1 protein-coding gene is annotated in these 8,988 nt (G+C 72.4%); it reads right to left on the minus strand.

Features of this window, described 5'->3' with window-relative positions:
- Nucleotides 1–8,988 (minus strand): filamentous hemagglutinin family protein (locus AC6LJ9_RS29600; RefSeq protein WP_498150326.1); only part of this gene is annotated, 8,988 nt, incomplete at both ends.

Below are 8,988 nucleotides of genomic sequence, written 5' to 3' on the forward strand. Positions count from 1 at the left end.
CGGATCGATCGTGCCCAGCGGTGCGATCAGGTCGACGTCGCCGCGCGGCACTTCCGGTATCGGGTTCAGCGTGGCGATGCCCGCGCCCGCCGCAGGCGTCTGCGGCGCCATCACCACATTGCCCAGCACGTCGTAGTCGCGGCGCGGCGGGGTGTAGACCACCGTGGTCTTCGAACCCCGGCCGGCGTTGATGTCACCCTCGGCCGACCAGGCCAGGATGTCGCCGCCGAAGGTCGTCATCACGCGCGACAGCCCCAGCAGCAGACTGCCCTTGGAATAGGCCTGGATGTCGCCCTGGCCCTGCGTGATCAGGCCCGCGCTGCCCGGCGGCGCCACGCCCTGCACGCCGACCACGATCTGGCCGCCGGGCGCCAGCAGCTGGATCGAGCCGCCGCCGACGCTGCGCACGCCGGACGGTCCGAACATCGAGATGCCGCCTTCGCGCGCCGCGCCTTCCGGGAACAGCGCCGCGATGGCCTGGCGGCCGCGCAGGTACGAACCCGGACGCGGTCCTTGCAGGTCGTTGTACTCGCGCCCGCCGGCGCGCAGCTCGGCGAAGTACACCGAGCGCAGGAAGGCCTGGCGCAGGGCCAGCGGCAGGGCCTCGAAGCGCGCCAGCACGTCCTGGTCGCTGCCCGTGAAACCGTCGCGGGCGCGCAGCCAGTCGGCCAGCTCGCGCTCATAGGTATGGACCACCTTGCCGGGCTGGCTGGCCAGGGTCTGGCCGGCCACGGCGCGGTTGGCCGGGTCCAGGTAGCGCTTGCCCAGCGCGTCGTAGTCGGGACCGGCCGCGCCGGCGCCCGCCGTGATCGCGATATCCGCGCCCGGCCGCTTGTCGCCGCGCAGCGCCGGGCCGACGCTGACGATGCTGGCGCGGTCTTCCTGCACCAGGTTGCGGCCCGCCACCACGTCCAGCAGGCCGGGGCCCGCCACCTTCATGTCGGCGTACCAGATGTCGCGACCGGCGTGCAGTAGCGACACGTCGGACGCGTTGTTGTGCAGCGCCAGCCCCCTGGCGCTGACGATGTCCCGGCTGGCCAGGATGCGCGCCGGCAAGGCCGCACGGTACCAGGTCAGCACACTGCGCTGGGTGCTCGCCGGGAAGCTCTGCAGCCAGCCGGTGTTCAGGCCGATGATGTCGCCGCCTGCCGCGTAGAACAGGGCGGACGAGGCATCGCCTTCATGCAGCGAACGGTCGGACGGCGTGTCCGGCCCGAAGACGAACAGCCCGTTGACCGCGCTGAGCCCCACGCCCGCCACGCCGTCGAAGCGGCCAGTGCTGGAGGTCGACCCCTCGCGGCTGACGTTGGACGAGGCCGGCACGTAGTTGCCAGACGCATCCATGCCCAGGAAGGCGGGCCGGCGCGGGCTGGGCAGCGGCGCGTCGGCGTTCGACATGCTGATGCCGTACAGGCCGCCGTACAGCGAGCCCGCGGCCAGCATTTCCAGCGCGCCCGTGGGCGAAGGCGCCAGGATCATGCCGCCGTTGTCGCCCCGGTTCATGCCCGAGCCGATCGAATAGCCGAAGTAGACATCGCCGCTGGCCGCCGTGACGCGCAGGATGGACGGATAGACGGACAGGGTGTCGACCTGGTTGCCATTGCCGCCCAGGGAATGGCGGTTGGCGGCCTGAGTGCCCGGCGTCAGGTTGCCGCCTGCCGCGAACAGGTTCAGCGCGGTGGCTGGCGTCCACAGCGAGAACCAGCTGCGGCCGCCGCCATCGAAGGACGCGCCGTCGACGCTGTAGCGATTGGTCTGGTTGACGTAGACCCGGCCCGGATCGCCCGCGTCCATCACGACCAGGTCCCGGCGCGTGTCCAGGTAAACCGGCGAATCGCCCGGCATCAGCATCAGGCCGCCGCTGGCCACGGAAAGCGTGGCCTTGAAAGGATCGATGGCCCGCACTTCGCCCGCGTCGGCATCGCCGCCGGCCACCGCCAGCTGCCCGCTGCGATAGCGCGGCTGGACGATGCCGACCGCGCCGGCATCCACCCGCGTCATCCCGCGCAGGTTGACCAGCACGCCGTTCAGGTCTCCGTTCTGGTTGTTGCTGCCGCCGGATCCGAACTGGGCCAGCTTGAAGTTCGGGTTGACCGTGCCGCCAACGCGCAGGCTCAGGTCGCCGCCGCCGGTCAGCGTCATGCCGCCGTCCGCGCCGACCCGACCGGTGCCGGCCACCACCGCCACCAGCGCCTGGCTGCGCGCATACACCTGCGCATCCGCGTCGCCGCGCGCACTGATGATGCCGGCGTCACCGCCGGCGCTGATGGCGAGGTTGCCCCCGCCCAGCGTGCCCCAGCCGGTGAAACCGGTCAGGTACGGCAGGTCGGTGCCGGCGCTGAACGGCGCCGTGTACGTGCCGAAGTTGATCCACCACGCGGCCGGCACCGCATCGGCGCCGCCGATGCCGCCCGTGCCCTGGCGCCACAGCCAGTTGCCCACGCCCGCGCTGGGCAGCTGGTTGCGCAGGCCCGAGGCCACGCTGCCCCAGACATCGCCGGTGATGTTCCGGCCGGCCGACACGGTGAGGTTGCCGCCCTGCTCCGGATACCAGGCCTGGTACGCGGACAGCGCGGCGTTGTACGCGGCGTTGGACAGGCCGATGACGCTGCCGTTGAGCGTGCCGCGCGCCAGGTTGTATTTGTTGACGCCCGACGCATCGAGCAGCGCCTGCGATGGCGTGCCGGCGGTGTAGACGCCGAACGGCGACATCATCGCGACGTCGCGCGCGGCGTTCAGGCCCAGGTCGCCCGTGCCCGTGCGCAACACGCTGAACATCGGCGAATACAGGTTGGCGGTGGTGACCTGCGGCACCGGCGCGACGACCTGCGTGCAGCGGCCGGATCCGGCCGTGCAGAAGCCGCCGCTGACCACATTGTCGGGGATCTTCTTGCCCACCAGCGAGTTGTCGCCGACGGCCGCCACGGAGCCGGCCGCCGTGTAGGTGTAGCTGATGCGCTTGGGATCGATCGCGCAGGCCGCCGGGGTGGCGGTGCAGTACCTGACGTTGGTCTCCTCCACCGGATCGCCGGGCTTCTTGCGCAGCGCGGTGGTGATGCGGTGATCGAGCCAGACCAGGCCCGACCCGCCGGACACAGAGGTCATGCGCAGCATGGCGTGCGGATCGGCCAGGATCACCGATCCCCGGGCGTCCGGCGCGGTCGCGCCCCGGTCGCCCGAGGCGAGGTCGGCGCCGGCCGTCAGCTGCAGGGTCCAGCTGGTGGCGCCGGCCGGCAACATGGGCGCCACGGCCCAGTTGCGGCCTTGCGATCCGCCGGACTCCGGACGCAGCGCGACCGGCTCGTCATTGGGCAGCTGGACCTTGGCCATGGAAGGAATGAACGCGCCGCGCGCCAGCGTGATGTTGCTGGTGGTGGTCACGTCCACCGGCAGGACCGCGCCCTTGGGCCAGACCATCGCAGCCACGCCGGTGTTCTGCTGCAGCCGCGTGCCCGCGCCCAGGCGCATGCCGGCGGACAGGCTGATGTCGGCGGAAGGCACCGTGCCGGCGGCCACCGCCAGCGTGCCATCGGCCTTGTAGACATTGGCCGCCACCACGACGCCAGCGGGCAGCGTGTAGGCGGCGGTCAAGTTGGCGTCGGCGGGCAGCAGCGTGCCGGCCGGCAGCGACATCGCCGCCACCGGCACGTCGTAGTTCAGCATGGCGTTGCGGGGGAACAGGGTGCCGGTCTCCAGCACCACGCCATCGATCGGCAGCACCACGTCGTTGCCCAGCGTGGTCGGGCGCGCATTGGCGCCGCGCGCCTCGATCAGGTACCAGCCCTTTTCGTCGGGCGTGGCCGGCGGCGGCGCGAAACCGTCGTTGATGCTGCCGTAGATGGCCAGGTCGCCCGCGGCGCGCAGCACCAGCACGCCGGGTTCGCCGAAGCCGCGCCGGGCGGGATCCAGGCGATTGGCGCCGGGGCCGTAGCGCAGGCCCGACAGGTCCAGGTCGCCGACCACGGCCAGGTTGCCGGCGGGATTGATCGCCGCGTCGCTGACGATTTCCGCGCCGGGGCGCAGGCGATAGTCACCCAGCCCGGCCAGGCGCGCCGCCAGCGTGCTATTGGCCAGCGCCGCGTCGATGAAGGCGCTGTTGTCCTTGTCGATGCGGTTTTCGAGGAACTCCTGCGTGATCAGCTGGGGCGTGCCGCCGGACACGTCCGGCGTGGCGGCCAACGGCGCGTCCTTGTATGTGCGGAAGGCGTTCAGCGCCACGGTCGCGGCGCCCAGCACTTGCGGGCGGCCTTGCACGGTGACCGCGACATCGTTGGCGCCCGCGCCGTCGCGGCTGCCGTCGGTGGCGCCGATGCGGCTGGCGTTCAGGTCCAGCGTGCCGCGCGCGCGGCCATCATGGCCGGCGGCCTCGGTGCCCGCGCGCAGATCGATACGGGCCTGCGGACCCAGCGTCAGCGTGCCATCGCGCGCGGTCAGCGAGACCTGGGCGCGGTTGGGGCTGTCGATGATGAAGCCGTAGCTGTCACGGCGCAGGCCGGCGCCGTGCGCGTCCAGCGCGCCCAGCACGGTCAGGTCGCGTCCGGCCGCCAGGCTGATCGCGCCCGTCTGGAAACCGCTGGCGTCGATGCGGCCGACCACGGTCAGGCTGCCGTTGTCCACGGAAATGCTGACCTGGCGCGCGCGCACTTCATCGCCCACCGTCAGGTCGCCCTGCTTGATCTGGAAGCGACGCGCGCCAAAGGCCTGCCCTTCATTCAGGCGCCTATTCAAGCCGGCGAAGTCCGCCACGCTCTGGCCGCGCACCGAGATCTCGGCGCCCGCATACGGCACCAGCGTGCCGCCGGCGTCGTGGCTGCCGCTGGCGCCGCCCAGGATGCGTCCGTCCAGCGCGATGCGGCCCGCGCCCGCGCCCAGCGCCACGGCCTGCAGCGTGCCGGCGTTGTTGTTGCGCGCGGACAGGTCGATGGACCCGCCCGCCGCCTGCGCGATGTTGCCGCTCTTGCTGCGCAGGATCAGGTCGCCGCCCTGGCTGTAGCGCGTCTGCTCGAAAAAGCCCGCGGCGCGGCCGCCCAGGTCCAGCCTTGCACCCTCGCCCAACGTGATGTCGCGCTCGGATTCCAGCGTCAGCTTGCCCGAGGGCAAGGCCACGCGGGTATCCAGGATGATGTCGTGCGCGGCCAGCTTCAGCTCCGCGCCCAGCGCGTCGCTGCCGGTCTGCCCCGCGGGGCCGCGCACCACGATATCGCCGCCGGCGCTGATCCGGCTGACCGAGGCGGCCGCGCCCTTGATCAGCGGCGTGTTGATCACCAGATCGCCGCCGCTGTAGGCGTAGCCCTTGCCTGCGACATAGGCGCCCTGGCGATGATGGATGGCCAGCGTGCCCGAGCCATTGGCGCCCAGGCTCTCGGCGGCGTTCAACCGGACCTGGCCGAAGCCCAGCGCCAGCCGTTCCGACACGCCGCCGGCGGCCGTTTGCGTGCCGGGCGCGTAGCCCAGCACGATGCGATCGGCGGCCAGCTCCAGCGCGCCGTTGCCCAGCATGCCGGCGATGGCCGCGCCGGCATGCGGCTGGCTGACATCCGCCGAGCCGCCGTCGATACGCTTGGGCAGGGTGCCGGTCCAGACGATCTCGGGCGCCCGGATGAGCGCCGTGTCGCCCGCCGCGCCGTAGCCGTAGATGGCCGGCGCGCCAATCACCAGGCGCTGCAGCGCAGGCTTGCCGGTGGCGGCGCCGCGCGCGTCCAGGTCCACCGCGCCGTACATGTTGACGGCGTCGCGCGCGTTGAAGATCAGGTTCTCGACCGCCGGCACGCCCGCGCCGGCATTGCCCGCCAGCAGGCGGGCCAGCACGCCCTGGTTCATCGACATGCCCGACGGCAGCTGCCCCGCCGCGGCGGCGCGCGCCAGCGCGGCGTCGCTGCCCATGTTCACGGCGGACACGGCCAGCACCATGTTCTTCGCGCCGTAGCGAACATGATCGGACAGCGAGAACGAGCGATTGGTCGCCACCGCCATCGTGCCTTCGGCGTACAGCGTGGATTCGCCGGCGCAGGGCCCGGCGCCGATGCAATCGCCGACGCTGATCTTGCTCAAGCCTTCTTCCGGCGCCATCAGATTGATCCAGCCGTTGGACAGGCCCAGCACCGACGCATTGCCGGCCTCGAAGGTCACGCCATTGGTCGAATCGTAGGCCGCGGCGCCCATGCCCAGCGTGCTGATCGACGCGCCGCGCTCGACCCGCGTGCCTTCGGCGAAGGAGGCCTGGCTCAACAGGAACACTTCGGGCGCGCGCAGCCGGGCTCCGGCGCGCAGCGTCACTTCCCACGCCTCGGCGCGGAAGGTCGCCACGTTGTCGCCGTGCCGCATGGCCAGCGCGCCGCCCAGGATCATGCGCGAAGCGCCGAACTTGTTGAGGTCGCTGGCGTACAGCCCGGCCGCGTCCGGCGCGCTGGCGATGCCGCCATCGGGCAGGATCTCCAGCCGGTGGCCCAGGGCCATCAGGCTGCCGCCCAGGCCGTTCCTGTCGCCACGGTCGAAGCGGGCCACGCCGTTGAAATCCAGCAGCGGCTTGCCCGGCTGCGGCTTGAAGTAGCGATAGTCCAGCGTCAGATCGTGCGCGTCGGCCGCGATCTGCCCGCGCATGCCGCCCTTGCGCGCGGCGTCCGCCATCACGAAGGCGTCGAAGCCGGTCTCGTTATAGCTGGCGTGCTTGCGCAGCGCATCGCCGGACGTCAGCAGCAGCTGGTTCGGCAGGGACTTCAGGATGCCCGTGTTGGCCACGCCCAGATAGCCGGTCGCCACCTGAGAGCCATAGGCGTTCGCCACGGACGGAATGCCGGGCGCGGACTGCGGACCGATCTCGACCCGGTAGGCGCCGGGCAACATGGCGTAGGTGGACGGCAGCAGGGTGTAGGTGCCGGCCTTCAGGCCGCCCGCGTCCTGCGCCAGCGTGATCTGCTGCCCCACCAGCGGCGCGCCCGCGTCGGCCGCGACCGGCGCGTAGCCGCCCGCGCCACCCGGCACGATGGCGTAGACCGCGTTGCCGGCGGCGCTGTCCTTGAACACGGGGTTGGCGTTGGCCAACGGCGTGCGCAGGATGTCCACCGAGCCGCCGCGCCCCGAAATGAAGCCGGCGCCGGTCAGCGTGCCGCCGCCCGACAGGTCCAGCACGGCGCCCGTCGCGCCCGCCACGTTGTCGCCATTCAGCGTGATGCCGCTGGCGCCCAGCGGCCTCGGCGTGACGGGCGCGCCGTTGTACTGATAGGCCAGTCCATCCACGGTGCCGCCATATGGCATGACCAGGCCGGCCGCGCTGACCGAGGTGATGCTGCCCGGCAGCAGTTCCGTGCGCTGCGCGCGCGCCGACGATGCGCCGCGCGCGTCCGTGCCCAGGATCAGCTGGCCCAGCGGCGCGCGCACGATGCCGCCCTGGCGCACGATATTGGCGCCCAGCAGCAGCCTGCCGAAGACGGACGCGGGCACGGCCGGCTCGGCGCCGGCATGGCGACGTATCTCCAGCGTGTCGCCCGGCTTGTAGCCGGCCACGATCTGCGCGTCGACATCCGCCGCCGGATAGATCTGCGCGGCGGTGATGTTCAGGTTGCCGGTGGCGGCGAGTTCGGTGGTGGTCTTGCCGGCCAGGCCGCGCGCCGCGGTGCCGCCCAACAGGCGCAGGTCGCCACGGCTGAGGATATCGACGTCGGCGAAGCCGCGCCGGTCTATAGCGACGGCGGGACCGGCCTGCTGCTCGATGCTGCCGCTGGCGCCGCCGAAGCCCGCGCGGTCGCGCACCTCGATCAGGTCGGCCTCGGCGCCGAAGCGCGCGTCGCTGGCGCGCTTGGACGCGCCGCGCCGCCAGTTCACCGAGTACATGGCGTCGCTGTCCGTCACGTCGCCGGTGGCGCCCGCCAGGCGCAGATGCGACGTGGCCAGGCGCACATGGCTGCCGGCCGCGGCGCTCTCGGCCAGGCCGTAGGCGCCGGCATACAGGCGCAGGCTCTGGCGCGTGGCCAGGCTCACGTCGCCGTCAAAGCCGAGAATGCCGTTGACCAGCAGGGAAAGATTGTCGAAGCCGCCGGCCGCGAGTTGGTCCGCCGACAAACGGCCCGCGCCATAGCGCGACGCCAGCGCCGCCTGGCCCGGCTGGATGTCCGCCGGCAGGCCGCTGTCGCGCGCGTGCTGCGAGATCGTGAACTCGCGCTGCGCGCGCAACGCATCGTCCGGCGCCACCCAGACCGGGAAGACCGGCGTTTCCAGCGCGATGGCCAGCGTGCCGCCGGCCGCGCCCGCGCCGCCGGCGCGCGCCGTCATGGCGCCGTCCAGGTGCAGGCTATGGGACGACTTGAGCACGATGCTGCCGCCGTCCGATGCAACCGCGACCGTGCGCGTGCGCGCGCCGTCCTGATAGTCGAAGGCCGCGCTGGCGCCGGACGCATCCAGCACCGAACCTGGGCGCAGCACCACCGCCACGTCCGGCGCGGCGGCCTTGCCGGTGGCGTCCCAATCGAGCTTGCCGCCGATGGCTATGCTGCCGCCGTTGGCCAGCGTGCCGTAGCGGCGGCCATCCAGCGCCGTCGCGCCGGCGACGCGCGCCGCCACGTCCAGCACGCCGCGCTCGCCGATCCAGATGCTACGCGCATGCGGCTGCATGCTCGTCTTGGGGCTGTTGGTCGCCGGTCCCTTGATGTCCAGCGAGATGGCGCCGCCCCATGCGTTCAGGCGGCCGTCCACCACGATGCTGCTCGATCCGCCGCCCAGCAGCGCGATCGACCTGCCCGGATCCACGGACACCACCGCGCCGGCGTCGATGCGCAGGTCGCCGCCCTCGTGATCCTCGCGCTGCGAGCGCAGCGTCAAGTCCGCGCCGGCGCGCTGCGTCAGCGCGCCCTTGAGCGGGTTCTCCAGGTACACCGGCGCCAGCAGCAGCGCCGGCGCCGGCCGCTGGCCCGTGGCCTCGCTGCCCGGCTCGTATCGGTACACCGGCATCGCCACGTCCAGCGTCGCGCCCTCGGCCACGCGCAGGCCGTCACG

Source organism: Achromobacter sp. 1011811831, from assembly GCF_059760905.1.